Below are 15,695 nucleotides of genomic sequence, written 5' to 3'. Positions count from 1 at the left end.
CCTGCCGCAGGTGCGCCGCGCGTGCCCGCCACCCGGCCGGCCACCGCTTCCACGACGGCGGTTCCCCACCGGGCCGGTGCCCGGACGGCGCGGCGGCGATGGCGACCTCCAGGCGGGAAAGGAGCGGACGGACCCGGCGGACCCGGCGGACCCGGTGAACCCGGTGACCGGATGAACCCGGTGAGGGAATTATGCGCGTTATGGGCGCTTTTCGGTGTCCGTCCGGTGCGATGTCGGTGGCCGGGTGTGGCCGGGAGGGGGTGGGCGCACCGGCTCCAAGGTCACTAAGTTATTCTTAGCGCCGCTCCTCTCCGTGCGGAGGCGAGCACGACGACCCGTCATCCGTACTGCTGAAGGAGCACGCAATGGCGAAGCTGGGAATCATTGTGGCGAGCACCAGGCCCGGGCGCGTGGGGCTGCCCGTCGCCCAGTGGTTCGAAGGGGAGGCGCGCGCCCACGCGGGCTTCGCGGAGGTCGAGCTGATCGACCTGGCCGAGGTCGCACTGCCGTTCATGAACGAGCCCAACCACCCGCGGTTCGGCAACTACACCCACCAGCACACCCGCGACTGGAGTGCCCTGGTCGGCGCGGTGGACGCCTTCGTCTTCGTCATGCCCGAGTACAACTACGGCTACAACGCCGAGTTGAAGAACGCCATCGACTACCTCCACAACGAGTGGAAGTACAAGCCGGTCGGCTTCGTCAGCTACGGCGGGGTCTCGGCCGGCACCCGTGCCGTGCAGATGATCAAGCAGGTCGTCACGACGCTGAAGATGACACCGGTCTTCGAGGCGGTCAGCATCCCCTTCGTCCACCAGTTCCTGGACGAGGAGGAGGGCCTGGTCCCCAATGAGGTGCTGACCGCCGCGGCCAAGTCGATGCTGGACGAACTGGTACGGGTCGAGGAGGCGCTGCGCCCGCTGCGCCCGGCTCTGGCAGAATCGCCGAAGGGCGCGTAGCCGACGGGGGTCTCCAGGTGTCCGAAGAGTCCATTGCCGAGATCCACCGGGTCTGCGTGCGGTTCCACTCCGCCATCGAGCTGATCGGCGGCCGGTGGACCGGCGCCATCCTGCGCGCCGTCTTCACCGGCCACCACCGGTTCGCCCGGATCAAGGCGGCCGTGCCCGGGCTCAGCGACACCATGCTCGCCCAGCGGCTCCGTGTCCTGGAGGAGAACGAGCTGCTCGAACGCCGGGTGGGCGCGGCGGGCCCGGCGCAGATCGAGTACCACCTCACCGAGAAGGGCCGCGAACTCGGCCCGGTGCTGGAAGCGGTGGTGGCCTGGTCCCACCGCTGGATCCCGCTCCCGGACGACTCCGCCCGGCCGTGACCGGACCCCGCTGACCGGCCGTCAGCCCCCCATCGCACCCCCTTCCTCCGGCCGGCCCGAGGCCGGGCCCCGCGACGCCGCCGGGCCCGGCCTTCGTCGTCCCGCGGTGGCGGCCGGAGCCCGGTGCCGGCCCAACTCCCGTGTCGCGCGGCCGCACTCGCTCACCTGAGGCCCCGCCAACCATTACGTGCACGGGCCTTGTAAATCACCGAGGCGGCTCCTACGGTTTCGCGGTGAGCGGGAATGCTCGACTCTGTTTCCTTCCGTTGACTTAGAACGGCGCATCATCGCGGATCCGCACAACTTCCGCATGCCCGCGTCCGTTGCCGCGAGCGCCGCTGACGCCCGCACTCACCGACACCACGAGCAGAGGAACCCCCATGCCAAGACCTGTCCGCAGGCTGCTCGCCTGTGTGACCGCCGCCGTCGTGTGGAGCGGCGGGCTCGGCGCCGTGGCCGTCACCGCGGGCGTGGTGGCGACCGCCACCCCGGCCGCCGCCCTCGACAACGGTCTCGCCACGACACCCCCCATGGGCTTCAACGACTGGAACGCGTTCGGCTGCGATGTGAGCGAGCAGCTGATCGAGCAGACCGCCGACTACTTCGTGACCTCCGGGCTGAAGGCCGCCGGGTACACGTACGTCAACATCGACGACTGCTGGATGACGCACACCCGGGACGCGCAGGGCAGGCTGGTCCCCGACCCGGTGAAGTTCCCCGACGGCATCAAGGGCACCGCGGACTATGTGCACTCCAAGGGCCTGAAGCTGGGCATCTACGAGGACGCGGGCACCGCCACCTGCGCCGGGTACCCGGGCAGCCTCGGCCACGAGACCACCGACGCGCAGTCGTTCGCCGACTGGGGCGTGGACTACCTCAAGTACGACAACTGCAACAACAACAGCGACGGCACCCGGCAGGACTTCATCAACCGGTACTCCGCCATGCGCGACGCGCTCGCGGCGACCGGCCGGCCGATCGTCTACTCGCTCTGCGAGTGGGGCCAGCAGAACCCCTGGGAGTGGGGCGCCGACATCGGCAACTCCTGGCGCACCACCGGCGACATCAGCGACAACTGGGCCAGCATGCTCAGCATCACCAAGAGCAACCTGCCGCTGGCCCCGTACGCCGGCCCGGGCCACTGGAACGACCCGGACATGCTGGAAGTCGGCAACGGCGGCATGACCGACACCGAGTACCGCTCGCACTTCTCGCTCTGGTCGATGATGGACTCCCCGCTGCTCATCGGCACCGACCTGCGCAAGGCCACCCCCGAGACGCTGGCCATCCTCGGCAACAAGGACGTCATCGCCCTCGACCAGGACCCGCTGGGCGCGCAGGCCACCGTCCTTGCGCAGACCGGCGACACCTACGTACTGGACAAGAAGCTGACCGGCGGCGACCGCGCGGTGGCGCTGTTCAACTCCGGTGACACGGCGCAGCGGATCTCCACCACCGCCACCGCGGCCGGTCTGCCCAAGCGGGCCGGGTACGCCGTCCGCGACCTGTGGTCGCACACCGACTACCAGAGCTCCGGCACACTGGCCGCGACCGTGCCCGCGCACGGCACCGTCCTGCTGCGGATCAGCGGCAGCGCGCTGTCCGCGGTGACCTCGCTGGCGAACCCGCCGCTGCTCGACACCGGGGTGACCGGCGCGGCGACACACATCCAGCCCGGGCAGACCGCGCAGTTGTCCAGCTATGTCACCAACCTCGGCACACTGCCCGCGACCAAGGTCAGCGTGAAGCTGACCGCCCCCGGCGGCTGGACGGTGAAGCCGGCCGGCTCCGGCAGCAGCCTGCTCCTGCTGGGCGGCGCGTCGCTCAAGACCCCCTGGAAGGTCACCGTCCCGGCGGGCACCGCACCGGGCAGCTACCCGCTCGACGGCACGGTGAGCTACCGCGCCCTGCTCGGCAAGAAGACCGTGACGGTCCCGCTGACCGGCAGCGTCACCGTCTTCGTACCGCCCCCGGCCGGGACCAGCTACCTCAGCGATCTGGGCTGGACCGCCGCCACCAACGGGTGGGGACCGGTCGAGAAGGACCAGAGCAACGGCGAGACCGCGGCCGGTGACGGCCACCCGATCACCATCAGCGGCACGGTGTACGCCAAGGGCCTCGGCACCAACGCCCCGAGCACCGTGACCTACGAACTCGGCGGCCTGTGCAGCACCCTGGACACCACCGTCGGCGTGGACGACGAGAAGAACGGCAAGGGGACCGTCGACTTCCAGATCACCGCCGACGGCACCAAGGTCGCCGACAGCGGGGTCCTCGACCACGCGGCCGGCGCCAGGACCCTGCACGCCGGCCTCACCGGCGTGCAGACCGTCCAGCTCGTCGTCACCGACGGCGGCGACGGCAACGACAGCGACCACGCGGACTGGGCCGACCCGCGGATCACCTGCTCCTGACCGGCGCCCGCGGCGGTCCGCCGGGACCCCGCCCGCACCCAGCGGCGGGGTCCCGGCGGCAGGTGCGCCGGCCACCGGCGGCCGCGGCTCAGCCGGCCGAAGCCGCCTGCGCGGTACGGGACCGGGCGTCCGCTTCCGCCGAGCCGGGCGCCCGCGGGGTCAGCGCCCGCAGGATGTCCTCCACGCTCTGCCGGGCGTCGCCGAAGAGCATCCGGGTGTTCTCCCGGAAGAAGAGCGGGTTCTGCACACCCGCGTAGCCCGACGCCATCGAGCGCTTGAAGACGATCACCTGCTCCGCCTCCCACACCCGCAGCACCGGCATCCCGGCGATCGGGCTGCCGGGGTCCTCCATCGCCGCCGGGTTCACCGTGTCGTTGGCGCCGATGACCAGGACCACCGAGGTGCGGGCGAAGTCGTCGTTGATCTCGTCCATCTCCAGCACCACGTCGTACGGCACTTTCGCCTCGGCCAGCAGCACATTCATGTGGCCCGGCAGCCGTCCGGCGACCGGATGCACACCGAAGCGCACCTCGACGCCCCGCTCCCGCAGCGCCCTGGTCAGTTCGGCCACCGGGTGCTGGGCCTGGGCCACCGCCATGCCGTAGCCCGGGGTGATGATCACCGACTCGGCGCTCTCCAGCAGTGCCGCCGTCTCCGCCGCGGTGGTCTCCCGGTGCTCGCCCTGCTCCGTGTCGCCGCTCGCCGGGGCTTCGATGCCGAAGCCGCCGGCGATCACCGAGATGAAGGACCGGTTCATCGCCTTGCACATGATGTACGACAGATAGGCACCGGAGGAGCCGACCAGCGCGCCCGTGACGATCAGCAGGTTGTTGTTGAGCAGGAAGCCCGCCGCCGCGGCCGCCCAGCCCGAGTAGCTGTTGAGCATGGAGACCACCACCGGCATGTCGCCGCCGCCGATGGATGCCACCAGGTGCCAGCCGAGCAGCAGCGCCAGCGCGGTGACGGCGATCATCAGCCCCAGCCCAGGACTCACCGCGAACCAGACGGTCAGCGCCACAAAGGCGGCCAGTGCGCCGAGGTTGAGCAGGTTCTTGCCCGGCAGCATCAGCGGCCGGGACTTGATCCGCGCCGACAGCTTGAGGAAGGCGATCAGCGAACCGGTGAAGGTCACCGCGCCGATGAAGATGCCGATGAACACCTCGGCGTGGTGGATCCGCAGCAGATCGTGGGCGATCGCGGTCTGCGCCGAGCCGTGTGCCTCGACCTCCAGGTAGCTGTTCCAGCCGACCAGGACCGCGGCCAGGCCGACGAAGCTGTGCAGGACCGCGATGAGTTCCGGCATGCCCGTCATCGCCACCTCGCGGGCCCGCCACAGGCCGAGCGCCGCGCCGATCGCCATGGCGACCAGGATCAGTGCCACGGTGGTGCCGGAGACCGAACGGGAGGCGAAGATGACGGTGGCGATCAGCGCCAGCGCCATGCCGCAGGCCCCGAACACCACGCCGGCGCGCGAGGTGCGGTGCTGGGAGAGTCCGGCCAGGCTCAGGATGAAGAGCAGCGCGGCGACGACGTCCGCGGACTGCGTTGCTGTACTGGCGTTCATGGGGTCGGCCTCAGTCCTTCGAGAACATGCTGAGCATGCGGCGGGTGACGGCGAAACCGCCGAAGATGTTGATGCTGGTCAGCAGGATCGCCACGAACGACAGCACGGTGACCGCCGTCCGGTCGTGCCCGATCTGCAGCAGCGCCCCGATGACCACGATCCCGGAGATCGCGTTGGTGACCGACATCAGCGGGGTGTGCAGCGCGTGGTGCACCTTGCCGATCACGTAGTAGCCGATGACCACCGCCAGTACGAACACCGTGAAGTTCTCGGCGAGTTGGGCGGGGGAGAAGGCGATCAGCAAGAAGAGCGCGACCATGCCGAGGCCGATCAGCGAGAAGCGCGCCGCCGCGGACAGGCCCGGCTTCGGCGCCGCGGGGGCCGGCGGCGCGGGCGCCGGTCCGGCCGGCGGGGCGGCCGACACCTGCACCGGCGGCGGTGGCCAGGTCTTCGCGCCGTCCCTGACCACGGTCACCGACCGCTGCACCACGTCGTCGAAGTCCAGGTGCACCCGCCCGTCCTTCTCCGGCGTGAGCAGCTTCAGCAGATTGACCAGGTTCGTGCCGTACAGCTGCGACGCCTGTGCGGGCAGCCGCCCGGCGAGATCGGTGTAGCCGATGATGGTCACCCCGTTGTCGGTGACGACCGCCTTGCCGGCGACCGTGCCGGCCACATTGCCGCCCTGCGCCGCCGCCATGTCCACGATGACGCTGCCCGGCTTCATGCTCGCCACGTCCTCCGCGGTCAGCAGCCTCGGCGCCGGCCGCCCCGGGATCAGCGCCGTGGTGATGACCACGTCCACATCGGCCGCCTGCTCGCGGTAGATCTCCGCGGCCCGCCGGTCGTACGCCTCGGAGGTCGCCCTGGCGTAACCGTCGCCCGCCGACTCCTGGGCCACCTCGACGGCCAGGAACTCACCGCCCAGCGACCGCACCTGGTCGGCCACCTCCGGACGCGGGTCGGTGGCCCGCACCACCGCCCCCAGACTGCTGGCCGCCCCGATCGCGGCCAGTCCTGCGACACCCGCCCCCGCCACCAGGACCTTCGCCGGCGGGACCTTGCCCGCCGCGGTGACCTGTCCGGTGAAGAACCGCCCGAAGACATGCGCGGCCTCGATCACCGCCCGGTAGCCGGCGATGTTCGCCATCGAGCTGAGCACATCAAGGGACTGGGCCCGGGAGATCCGCGGTACCGCGTCCATGGCCAGCACGGTGATCGGCCGCCGGGCCAGCTCCTCCACCAGACCGGGATCGAGCCCCGGGCTGATCAGCCCCACCAGGGTCGCGCCCTCCCGCAGTCGCCCGGCCTCCTCCCGTGAGGGCGCGTTCACCTTCAGCACGACATCGGCCCGCCACGCCTCGCCGATCCGGGCCCCGGCCTGAACATAGGCGTCGTCGGTGAACCCCGAGGCCGTACCGGCCCCTGATTCGACCACCACGTCATAGCCGAGGGCGATGATCTGACGGACGGTCGCCGGGGTGGCCGCGACGCGGGTCTCCCCGGCGGTCGATTCGGCGGCGACACCGACCTGCTGTGGAGCTGAATCTGACATCGTTATCCCTCTCACCTGACAATGGGGTAGCCGGAACCGGGATGTGAACAGGGTGCAGGACACACCCAGAAGACACTGAACGAGCCCGCCCCGCCGCACAAGTCTCCGACGCCGAAGATCGGCCCGTGTGCCGTCCGGTCGTGCCGTCCGTCCGTGTCGTCCATGCCCTCCGTGCCGCTCGCACGGTCCGTGCCCGCTCCTGTCGCCCCTGCCGCGGTCAGCCCTCCCAGTGCCAGTCGGCCACCTCCGGCAGGTCGGTGCCGTACTCGCGGATCCAGGAGTGGTGCCGCAGCCGCACATCTTCCATCAACTGCCGTACCGGCGCCGCCCGTACCGCCAGACCCGGCACCCGGTCGATGACGTCCATCACCAGCCGGTAGCGGTCCAGGTCGTTGCGCAGCACCATGTCGAAGGGCGTGGTGGTGGTGCCGATCTCCTTGTAGCCGCGGACGTGCAGGTTGTCGTGGCCGGTACGGCGGTAGGCGAGCCGGTGGATCAGCCACGGATAGCCGTGATAGGCGAAGATCACCGGCTTGTCGGCGGTGAAGAGCGCGTCGAAGTTCGCGGCGGGCATCCCGTGCGGGTGCTCCTCCTGCGGCAGCAGCCGGGCCAGGTCCACCACGTTGACCACCCGTACCGCCAGCTCCGGCAGGTGCCGCCGCAGCAGCTGCGCCGCCGCCAGCACCTCCAGGGTGGGGACGTCCCCGGCGCAGGCCAGCACCACATCGGGCTCGCGGGTGCCGTCCTCGGTGCCCGCCCAGTCCCAGATGCCGGCGCCCCGGGCGCAGTGCGACCGGGCGGCGTCCAGGGACAGCCAGTCGAAGGAGGGCTGCTTCCCGGCCACCACGACATTCACATAGTCCTTGGACAGCAGGACGTGTTCGGCCACCGACAGCAGGGTGTTGGCGTCCGGCGGCAGATAGACCCGGACGACCTCCGGCGACTTGTTGAGGACGTGGTCGATGAAGCCGGGGTCCTGGTGCGAGAAGCCGTTGTGGTCCTGCCGCCACACATGCGAGGTGAGCAGGTAGTTCAGCGACGCGATGGGGCGGCGCCAGGGCAGGGAACGGGTGGTGCGCAGCCACTTGACGTGCTGGTTCACCATCGAGTCCACGATGTGCACGAAGGCCTCGTAGCAGGAGAACAGCCCGTGCCGGCCGGTGAGCAGATAGCCCTCGAGCCAGCCCTGGCAGGTGTGCTCGGAGAGGATCTCCATCACCCGGCCGTGCGGGTCGAGGTGCTCGTCCACCGGCAGCGTGCGGGCCTGCCACGCCTTGCCGGACGCCTCGTACACCGCGTCGAGCCGATTGGAGGCGGTCTCGTCCGGGCCGACGATCCGGAAGTCACGCCGGTCCGCGGTGTCCTTCATGAGCTGTTCGAGCAGATCCCCCAGCACCCGGGTCGGCTCGTGCGCCGTGGCGCCGGGGGAGTCCACGGGCACCGCGAAGCGCTCCAGTGCGGGCACCGGCAGGTCGCGCCGGAGCAGGCCGCCGTTGGCGTGCGGATTGGCGCCGAGCCTGCGCTCACCCGCCGGCAGGTAGGCCAGCACCTGGGGGAGGGGCCGGCCGTCGGCGTCGAAGAGTTCGTCGGGCCGGTACGAGCGCAGCCACGCCTCCAGCTGGCGCAGGTGCTCGGGGTTGTCCCTGACGCCGGAGAGCGGCACCTGGTGGGCCCGCCAGGTGTTCTCCACCGGCAGCCCGTCCACCTCGGCCGGGCCGGTCCAGCCCTTGGGGGTGCGCAGCACGATCACCGGCCAGCGGGGCCGCTCGGTGGCGCCCCGGGTGCGGGCCGCGCGCTGGAAGGCGGCGATACGGTCCAGGGCGGTGTCCATCGCGACCGCCATCGTGCGGTGCACGGTCAGCGGGTGGTCGCCGGTGACATGGATCGGATCGTGGCCGTAGCCGCGCAGCAGTTCGTCCAGCTCGTCCTCGGCCAGGCGGGCCAGGACAGCCGGGTTGGCGATCTTGTAGCCGTTGAGGTGCAGGATCGGCAGGACGGCGCCGTCGTGCACCGGGTCGAGGAACTTGTTGCCGTGCCAGGAGGTGGCCAGCGGTCCGGTCTCCGCCTCGCCGTCGCCGATCACGCAGGCGACGAGGAGATCCGGGTTGTCGAGCGCGGCGCCGTAGGCATGCGAGAGGGAGTACCCCAGCTCGCCGCCCTCGTGGATGGAGCCGGGTGTCTCGGGCGCGACATGGGAGGGGATGCCGCCGGGGAAGGAGAACTGCTTGAAGAGCCGCCCCATCCCGGCCGCGTCCTGGGTGATGTCCGGATAGGTCTGGGTGTAGGTGCCGTCGAGCCAGGAGTTGGCGACGACCGCGGGACCGCCGTGACCGGGGCCCCAGATGCAGATCGCGTCCAGGTCACGGGCTCTGATCACCCGGTTGAGGTGGGTGTGCACCAGGTTCAGCCCCGGGGAGGTGCCCCAGTGGCCGAGCAGCCGCGGTTTGATGTGTTCGCGGCGCAGCGGTTCGGTCAGCAGCGGGTTGGCCATCAGATAGATCTGGCCCACCGCGAGATAGTTCGCCGCCCGCCAGTGGGCGTCCAGGGTGCGCAGTTCGTCGTGGCCGGGCGCCTTGGGCACGCGGGACATCAGGGCCTCCGTCGGGATCGGCAGCGGACGCGCGCCGCGGGGCACGCACTCCTTCCCGTTTCCCCGGATCGGCCCCGACCGCCCCTGTTCCGGGCCATTCAGGTGACGGCGGGCCGGTCGCCGCAACGCCCGGGCGGCGCCACACCCGGTCGCCGCCACGCCCGGGCGGCGGCCCCGCGGGAGGCGGTCCGCGCCGGTCAGACGGCGGTGACGCTGACCCCGGCCGCCTCGAAAGCGGCCCGCGCCTGCGGGGAGATGTCCTGGTCGGTGACGAGGATGTCGACCGTCTCTATCGCGCACACCTTGGCGAACGCCCGCCGCCCGATCTTGGAGGAGTCGGCGGCGACGACCACCCGGGTGGCCTGCTCGGCGAGCAGCCGGTTGACGCTGGCCTCGTCCTCGTCGTGCGCGAAGGCGCCCGCGTCCGGGTCGAGGGCGCCGACGCCGAGCACCGCGGTGTCCAGCGTGATCTCCCGCAGCACGGTGCGGGCCAGCGGACCGGTCAGCTCGTACGACTGGGGGCGGGCGACACCGCCGGTCACCACCATCTTGATCTGCGGCCGGATCACCAGTTCGTTGGCGATGTTCACCGCGTTCGTCACCACCGTCAGCGCCGGCTGCCGGGCCGCCCCCTCGGCGGCGATGTCACCGCGCAGCGCCAGCGCCCTGGCCACCTCGGTCGTGGTGGTGCCGCCGGTGAGCCCCACCACCTCGCCGACCGCGACCAGCGCGGCCACCGCCTGCCCGATGCGCTGCTTCTGCGAGGCGTGCCGTGCCGTCTTGTACCGCAGCGGCAGCTCGTAGGACACCCCGTTGGCCACCGCCCCGCCCCGGGTTCTGGCGAGCATCCGCTGCTCGGCCAGCTGGTCCAGGTCCCGGCGGATGGTCGCGGGCGACACGCTCAGCGCGGCCGCCGCGTCGTCCACGTCCAGCCGGCCGTGCTCGGCGAGCAGATCGAGCAGCGCGGACCACCGGGCATCGCGGGACACGGGCGCCGCCTCCTCATTGTTGGAATCCCTTGGAATCCTGGGACCGTCCTGCACCGCCCCGGGACCGAAATCCTGTCACCGCGTGCCGCCGGCCGGACCCCTCCGGCCGAACGGACGCTGCTCGATCCTAGGCACTCCCCGGGCCCTCCCGCGCACCGGCCGCCGGCGCGCACCCGCGGACCGCGGTCCACAGAAGGGGTTTTCATCGCCCGACTCGGGTCACGCGAAGCGGTGGAGAACAATCCGCGAGACCAGCAGAGGAGCCGGCAATGAGTTCAGCCGAGACCGAGCGGGAAGCCGCCGCGATGCTGCCGAACGGGGACGTGGTCGCACTGCTGCTGGAGCAGCACGCGCAGATCAGGGGCCTGTTCGCGGAGATCGCCGTAACGGACGCCGAGGCCAGGAAGCGGGCGTTCGACGAACTGCGGGCGCTGCTGGCCGTGCACGAGGCGGCGGAGGAACTGATCGTCCGTCCGGTGGCCGAGAAGACGGCCGGGCCGGGCGAGGCCGACGCGCGCAACGAAGAGGAGAAGGAAGCCAGCCGGGTCCTCAAGCAGCTGGAGGGCATGGACGTCACGTCGCCCGAGTTCCTGCGCACCATCGCGGAGTTCGAGCAGGCGGTCAGCGCCCACGCCGCCCACGAGGAGCAGGAGGAGTTCCCGGCGATCGTCGCCCAGTGCACGGTGATGCAGCGGCGCACCATGGGGGACCGCCTCCGCAAGGCGGAACACCTCGCGCCCACCCACCCGCACCCCACCGCGGCCGGCAACCCGACCGCGCTCAAGATGACCGGCCCGTTCGCGTCGATGATGGACAAGGCCCGCGACGCGATCGGCCGCTGACCGCGCGCCGCGCCGCGCGTCAGGCGCGACCGGGCCCGGGGGGACCGATGCCCAGCGGTCCCCCCGGGCCCGGTCCGTGACGGGGCTGGTGTCCGTGACGGGTCAGGCGTCCTCGGCGGGTCTGGCGTCCTCGGCGGGTCCGGTGTCCTCGGCGGCCGGCCGCCGGGCGCGTCCGCGGACCAGGACCGTGCCCGCGCATCCGGCTGCCAGCGCCGCGCAGACCACCGCGGTGGCCGACCAGCCGGACCCGTCGCCCACACTGTTCCTGAGCAGGTGAACACCGCTGACCGTCGAGGCCACCGCGTGGACGACGATGACGCCGACCGCGGCGGTGGCCGCCGCCGCCCAGGTCCAGACGGTGTCCTGAACGGTCAGCAGCGCTGCCGTCACCAGGCAGACCACGGCGGTCACCACGGCGACGCCGTCCATGTACTCCCCCGCGCGCAGCCCGGCGAAGCCGGCCGGCAGATGGATCACGCCGATGGCCAGCAGCGCGACGGCCGTGGGCAGCCGCAGCACCGACCGCAGCGCGGCAGAGGCGTTACGGCGGGGTGCGGTACCGGCGGCAGGCACCGCCTCGGCGCCGGCCGCCGCACCGGGATGGTCGTCGTCGCGTACGGGACGGGACTCAGGTGACATCGGACGTGTCTCCCTTGCTGGAACGCCAGGGGTGGACACACCCTGCCGATCACCGTGCGTCCGTGCGGAGGCACGTGCCGTCCATGACACCTCCGCGGTGACCGCCGCGCCATCCGAGCCGGGCATACGGGCGAGGCCGAACCCGGCCGGGGCGCGTCCGGCCGGGCAATGTGATGCGGTCAGTTCAGACGCTGCTGCCAGTCCGCCGGCACCCGGTCGGCGGGCCCCGGCACGGACTGGTCGTCCGGCCGGCTCAGCGGCGGACTCAGCTCCGGACCGTCCTCGACGTACGTCTCGGTGCGGTAGTTCCAGAACCACTCCTCGCCCGGCTCGTAGCTGCGGACGATCGGGTGGCCGGACGCGGCGGCGTGCGCGCTGGCGTGCTGCGCGGGTGAACTGTCGCAGCAGCCGATGTTCCCGCACTGGGTGCAGCGGCGCAGGTGCAGCCACCAGCCCCCGGCGGCCTCGCAGTCGGCGCAGCCGGTTCCGCTGGGCTCGGCGGTCAGGTCGATTCCCGGGATCGCGGTCATGCCTGCTCCTCGTTGGATACGGGTGTCTGTGGTGTCTGTGGTGCCTGTGGTGTCTGTGTCTTGGACGACTCCGCCGGCGACGGGTCGGACTCGCCCGACTCCGTCACGGCGGGCCCCGGCTCGGTGGACTCCGCGGTCAGCGGCAGCCGCACCAGGAACCGGGTGTCGCCCGGCTCCGACTCCAGCCGGATGTCGCCGTGGTGCTTGTTGACGATGATCCGCCAGGTGATGTCGAGCCCGAGCCCGGTGCCCTCGCCCACCGGCTTGGTGGTGAAGAACGGCTCGAAGATCCGGCTGCGGATCTCGGCCGGCACACCCGGGCCGCTGTCGCGGAACTCGACCAGCAACTGGTCCAGGTCCAGCGCCGTACGCACGGTGAGGGTGCCTTCGCCGCCCATCGCGGCAACCGCGTTGTCGATCAGATTCGTCCAGACCTGGTTCAACTCGCCTGGATAAGCCGGGATCTTGGGCAGCGTACGGTCGAAGTCCTTGACCACCCGGACGCCGGGGCCGATCTTCCCGGTGAGCATCTGCAGGGTGCTGTCGAGGAGTTCGTGCACATCGACCACCTGGAACGGCGCCCGGTCGAGCTGGGAGTACTGGCGGGCCGCGCCGACGAGGGTGGAGATCCGGGTGGTGGACTCCTGGATCTCGTTCATCAACAGCTCGGTCTCCAGGGTGTAGTTGAGCCACCGCAGCGCCCCGTCCAGCACCCCCGGGTCGCAGGCTTCCGCCACCTGGTCGAGCCAGAGCGTGTCGAGACCGGCCTGGACGAAGGTCGGCGCCATGTCCCAGCCGCCGGTCACATCGTGGTCGTCCAGCCAGTCGGCCAGCGCGTCCTCGCGGTCGGAGGTCTCCACCGGGGAGAGCGGCGGGGCGTTGACGGCCTTGACGGCCTGCTCGACCGCCCGCTCTTGCAGTTCGATCAGTGAGGCCATCGCGGCCCGCCGGTTGGGGTCGCCCGCGATCATGCCCAGCTTGTGCCGCATCCCGGCGACCCGCTCGCGCAGCGTCGAGGTGGCCCGCTGGGCCGCCGCCGCGGGGTTGTTGAGTTCGTGGGTCAGGCCCGCCGACAGGGAGCCGAGTGCCAGCAGCCGCTCACGCTGGTCCACCGCCTGGCGGATGTTCTTGTTGCCGAAGAAGAGCCCTTCCAGCATGTGCACGGCCATCGGGAACCAGTCCCGCATCATCTGCGCGAAAAGCTCCGCGGAGAGCACGTAGAACCGCGAAGGCACCGTGGCCCGCAGCGAGTTGTTGTAGAACTGCGGCACCCGGTCGCCGAGGTACGCCTGGAACGCCCCGGCGTACACCCCGGGCTGGGAGGTCCGGTTGACCTCCACGTCGTCCTCGCCCACCCGGCGCGACATCACGATGGTGCCTTCGAGCAGGACGTAGAAGCAGGTCGCGGGATCGCCCTCGGCGTACACGGGGCCCGGGCCGATCGCCTCCGCCCCGCCCTGCCGGCACAGCCAGTCCAGCTGCTCGTCGGTGAGCTTCTCGAAGAGGAACAGCGACCGCAGTTCGGCCGCGCTGCAGGGACTCTGCTCGATGCTGGTCACAGCCGCTCCAGGTATCGGTGGACGAGCATGACCGCCATCGCGCCCTCGCCGACCGCCGACGCGACCCGCTTGGCGGACTCGGCCCGGGCGTCGCCGGCCACGAACACGCCGGGCACGCTGGTCTCCAGGTGGTACGGGGGCCGGTCCATCGGCCAGCCCGGCGGGCGCTCGCCGGCGGCGGCCAGATCGGGTCCTGCGATCACGAAGCCGCGGGGGTCGCGGCGGACCACGCCGTCCAGCCAGTCGGTGCGCGGCGCGGCGCCGATGAAGACGAACAGATACTGTCCGTCGACCAGTTCGGTGTGTCCGGTGACGGAGTCGCGCAGGGTGATCTGCTCCAGGTGGTCGGTGCCGTGCACGGCCACCACCTCGGTATTGGTGCGGACCGACAGGCCCGGCGTCGCCGCGATCTGCTGGATCAGGTAGTGGGACATGGAGTTGGTGAGCGCGGAGCCGCGGTAGAGGATCGTCACCGACTTGGCGCCCCTGGCCAGATAGACCGCGGCCTGCCCGGCGGAGTTGGCGCCCCCGACGATGTAGACGTTCTGGTCCTGGCAGCCGGCCGCCTCGGTCAGCGCGGAGCCGTAGTAGATCCCGCGGCCGGTCAGCTCCGGCACCCCGGGCGCGTCCAGCTGCCGGTACGACACGCCGGTCGCCAGGATCACGGTGTGCGCGGAGACCGCCGAGCCGTCGGCGAACCGCACGGTACGGGTGGGTCCGTTGATCTCCAGTGCGGCGACCTCGCAGGCGGTGAGGATCTCGGCGCCGAACTTGGTCGCCTGCCGGTGCGCGCGGTCGGTGAGCTGCACGCCGGACACGCCGTCGGGGAAGCCCAGGTAGTTCTCGATCCGGGAGCTCTGGCCGGCCTGGCCGCCGGTCGCCGTCCGCTCGGCCAGCACCGTCCGCAGCCCCTCGGAGGCGCCGTAGACCGCAGCGCCCAGGCCGGCCGGGCCGCCGCCGATGACCACCAGATCGTAGAAGCGCTCGGCCGGCGTGGTCGCCAGGCCCGCGCCCACCGCCAGGTCCTGGTCCGAGGGCTCGACGAGCACGGTGCCGTCCCGGGTGATCACCAGCGGCAGCCGCAGCCCGTCCTGCTCGGCCGCGGCCAGCAGCCCCTGGCCCTCCGGTTCGTCGCTGGCGTACCAGCGGTACGGGACCTGGTTGCGGGCCAGGAACTCGCGGACCTCGGAGGAGCGTGCCGACCAGCGGTGCCCGACGACCTTGGTCTCAGAAACCGGCCGGTGGTCGCTGGCCGACCAGGCGTCCAGCAGATCGTCCATCACCGGATAGAGCTTCTCCTCCGGCGGGTCCCAGGGCTTGAGCAGATAGTGGTCCAGATCGACCACGTTGATCGCGTCGATGGCGGCGCCGGTGTCCGCGTACGCCGTCAGCAGAACCCGCCGGGCGCCCGGGTAGACGTCCATCGCCCGCTCCAGGAACTCGATGCCGTTCATCGCCGGCATCCGGAAATCCGCCAGGATCACCGCGACCTGGTCGCCGCGCAGCCGCATCTCCCGCAGTGCGCCGAGTGCGGACTCGCCGGACTCGGCCCGCACGATGCGGTGCCCCTCGCCGTATTTGCGCCGCAGGTCACGGGCGACCGCCCGCGACACGGCTGGGTCGTCGTCGACGGTCACGATCACGGTCCGTGTCGCACCGCCGGATGCTGTCCCGGGCATGCGTACC

The 15,695-nt window shown here is 71.4% G+C and carries 12 protein-coding genes; 4 read left to right on the top strand and 8 right to left on the bottom strand.

Features of this window, described 5'->3' with window-relative positions:
- Positions 1-365: 365 nt before the first annotated feature.
- The 3 genes from OG552_RS02435 to OG552_RS02425 all read left to right on the top strand — a co-directional run bounded on the left by OG552_RS02435 (position 366) and on the right by OG552_RS02425 (position 3,744).
- Complete coding sequence (locus tag OG552_RS02435; protein WP_329129159.1) at positions 366-959, top strand: NADPH-dependent FMN reductase; 594 nt, start codon at positions 366-368, stop codon at positions 957-959.
- A gap of 17 nt (positions 960-976) precedes the next feature.
- Entirely contained in the window at positions 977-1,330 is a 354-nt protein-coding gene (locus OG552_RS02430; RefSeq protein ID WP_329129158.1) for a winged helix-turn-helix transcriptional regulator, read from the top strand.
- A 380-nt stretch (positions 1,331-1,710) separates the two neighbouring features.
- The gene (locus tag OG552_RS02425) at positions 1,711-3,744 is read left to right on the top strand and encodes an NPCBM/NEW2 domain-containing protein (RefSeq protein WP_329129157.1); all 2,034 of its coding nucleotides are present in this window, start codon (positions 1,711-1,713) and stop codon (positions 3,742-3,744) included.
- Between the two features lie 88 nt (positions 3,745-3,832).
- On the opposite strand, the gene pntB is transcribed toward OG552_RS02425, so the two are convergent.
- The 4 genes from pntB to OG552_RS02405 form a co-directional block, all read right to left on the bottom strand.
- Positions 3,833-5,308 (bottom strand): Re/Si-specific NAD(P)(+) transhydrogenase subunit beta, encoded by a 1,476-nt coding sequence (gene pntB, locus OG552_RS02420; RefSeq protein WP_329129155.1) that lies wholly within the window; start codon positions 5,306-5,308, stop codon positions 3,833-3,835.
- Between the two features lie 10 nt (positions 5,309-5,318).
- The gene (locus OG552_RS02415; RefSeq protein ID WP_329129154.1) at positions 5,319-6,860 is read right to left on the bottom strand and encodes a Re/Si-specific NAD(P)(+) transhydrogenase subunit alpha; all 1,542 of its coding nucleotides are present in this window, start codon (positions 6,858-6,860) and stop codon (positions 5,319-5,321) included.
- Between the two features lie 217 nt (positions 6,861-7,077).
- Positions 7,078-9,450 (bottom strand): phosphoketolase family protein, encoded by a 2,373-nt coding sequence (locus tag OG552_RS02410; protein ID WP_329129153.1) that lies wholly within the window; start codon positions 9,448-9,450, stop codon positions 7,078-7,080.
- 197 nt (positions 9,451-9,647) lie between these two features.
- Complete coding sequence (locus OG552_RS02405) at positions 9,648-10,439, bottom strand: DeoR/GlpR family DNA-binding transcription regulator (protein WP_329129150.1); 792 nt, start codon at positions 10,437-10,439, stop codon at positions 9,648-9,650.
- Positions 10,440-10,708: 269 nt separating this feature from the next.
- Between OG552_RS02405 and OG552_RS02400 the strand changes: the two genes are divergently transcribed.
- Complete coding sequence (locus OG552_RS02400; protein WP_329129149.1) at positions 10,709-11,281, top strand: hemerythrin domain-containing protein; 573 nt, start codon at positions 10,709-10,711, stop codon at positions 11,279-11,281.
- A gap of 102 nt (positions 11,282-11,383) precedes the next feature.
- Here the strand turns inward: OG552_RS02400 and OG552_RS02395 are convergent, their stop codons facing one another.
- The 4 genes from OG552_RS02395 to OG552_RS02380 all read right to left on the bottom strand — a co-directional run bounded on the left by OG552_RS02395 (position 11,384) and on the right by OG552_RS02380 (position 15,688).
- Positions 11,384-11,920 carry a hypothetical protein gene (locus OG552_RS02395; RefSeq protein ID WP_329129148.1) on the bottom strand — a complete coding sequence of 179 codons (537 nt, stop codon included), beginning with the start codon at positions 11,918-11,920 and terminating at the stop codon, positions 11,384-11,386.
- Positions 11,921-12,099: 179 nt separating this feature from the next.
- On the bottom strand, positions 12,100-12,450 hold the full coding sequence (locus OG552_RS02390; RefSeq protein ID WP_329129146.1) for a UBP-type zinc finger domain-containing protein: 351 nt from the start codon (positions 12,448-12,450) through the stop codon (positions 12,100-12,102).
- Positions 12,447-14,009 carry an ATP-binding protein gene (locus tag OG552_RS02385; RefSeq protein ID WP_329129145.1) on the bottom strand — a complete coding sequence of 521 codons (1,563 nt, stop codon included), beginning with the start codon at positions 14,007-14,009 and terminating at the stop codon, positions 12,447-12,449. Before OG552_RS02385 ends, OG552_RS02390 begins: the two co-directional genes overlap by 4 nt.
- On the bottom strand, positions 14,006-15,688 hold the full coding sequence (locus OG552_RS02380) for an FAD-dependent oxidoreductase (protein WP_329129143.1): 1,683 nt from the start codon (positions 15,686-15,688) through the stop codon (positions 14,006-14,008). Before OG552_RS02380 ends, OG552_RS02385 begins: the two co-directional genes overlap by 4 nt.
- Between the last annotated feature and the right edge of the window lie 7 nt (positions 15,689-15,695).

This window comes from Streptomyces sp. NBC_01476 (assembly GCF_036227265.1).
Classification (GTDB): domain Bacteria; phylum Actinomycetota; class Actinomycetes; order Streptomycetales; family Streptomycetaceae; genus Actinacidiphila.
Note: the sequence above shows the minus strand (reverse complement) of the source record. Positions and strands in the feature narration are given on the sequence as shown.

What these genes read in the sequence shown, in the direction of transcription:
- OG552_RS02390 (WP_329129146.1), bottom strand. Translation starts at nt 12,450, where the DNA reads ATGACCGCGATCCCGGGAATCGACCTGACCGCCGAGCCCAGCGGAACC.
- OG552_RS02410 (WP_329129153.1), bottom strand. Translation starts at nt 9,450, where the DNA reads ATGTCCCGCGTGCCCAAGGCGCCCGGCCACGACGAACTGCGCACCCTG.
- OG552_RS02395 (WP_329129148.1), bottom strand. Translation starts at nt 11,920, where the DNA reads ATGTCACCTGAGTCCCGTCCCGTACGCGACGACGACCATCCCGGTGCG.
- OG552_RS02400 (WP_329129149.1), top strand. Translation starts at nt 10,709, where the DNA reads ATGAGTTCAGCCGAGACCGAGCGGGAAGCCGCCGCGATGCTGCCGAAC.
- OG552_RS02435 (WP_329129159.1), top strand. Translation starts at nt 366, where the DNA reads ATGGCGAAGCTGGGAATCATTGTGGCGAGCACCAGGCCCGGGCGCGTG.
- OG552_RS02415 (WP_329129154.1), bottom strand. Translation starts at nt 6,860, where the DNA reads ATGTCAGATTCAGCTCCACAGCAGGTCGGTGTCGCCGCCGAATCGACC.
- OG552_RS02425 (WP_329129157.1), top strand. Translation starts at nt 1,711, where the DNA reads ATGCCAAGACCTGTCCGCAGGCTGCTCGCCTGTGTGACCGCCGCCGTC.
- OG552_RS02380 (WP_329129143.1), bottom strand. Translation starts at nt 15,688, where the DNA reads ATGCCCGGGACAGCATCCGGCGGTGCGACACGGACCGTGATCGTGACC.
- pntB (WP_329129155.1), bottom strand. Translation starts at nt 5,308, where the DNA reads ATGAACGCCAGTACAGCAACGCAGTCCGCGGACGTCGTCGCCGCGCTG.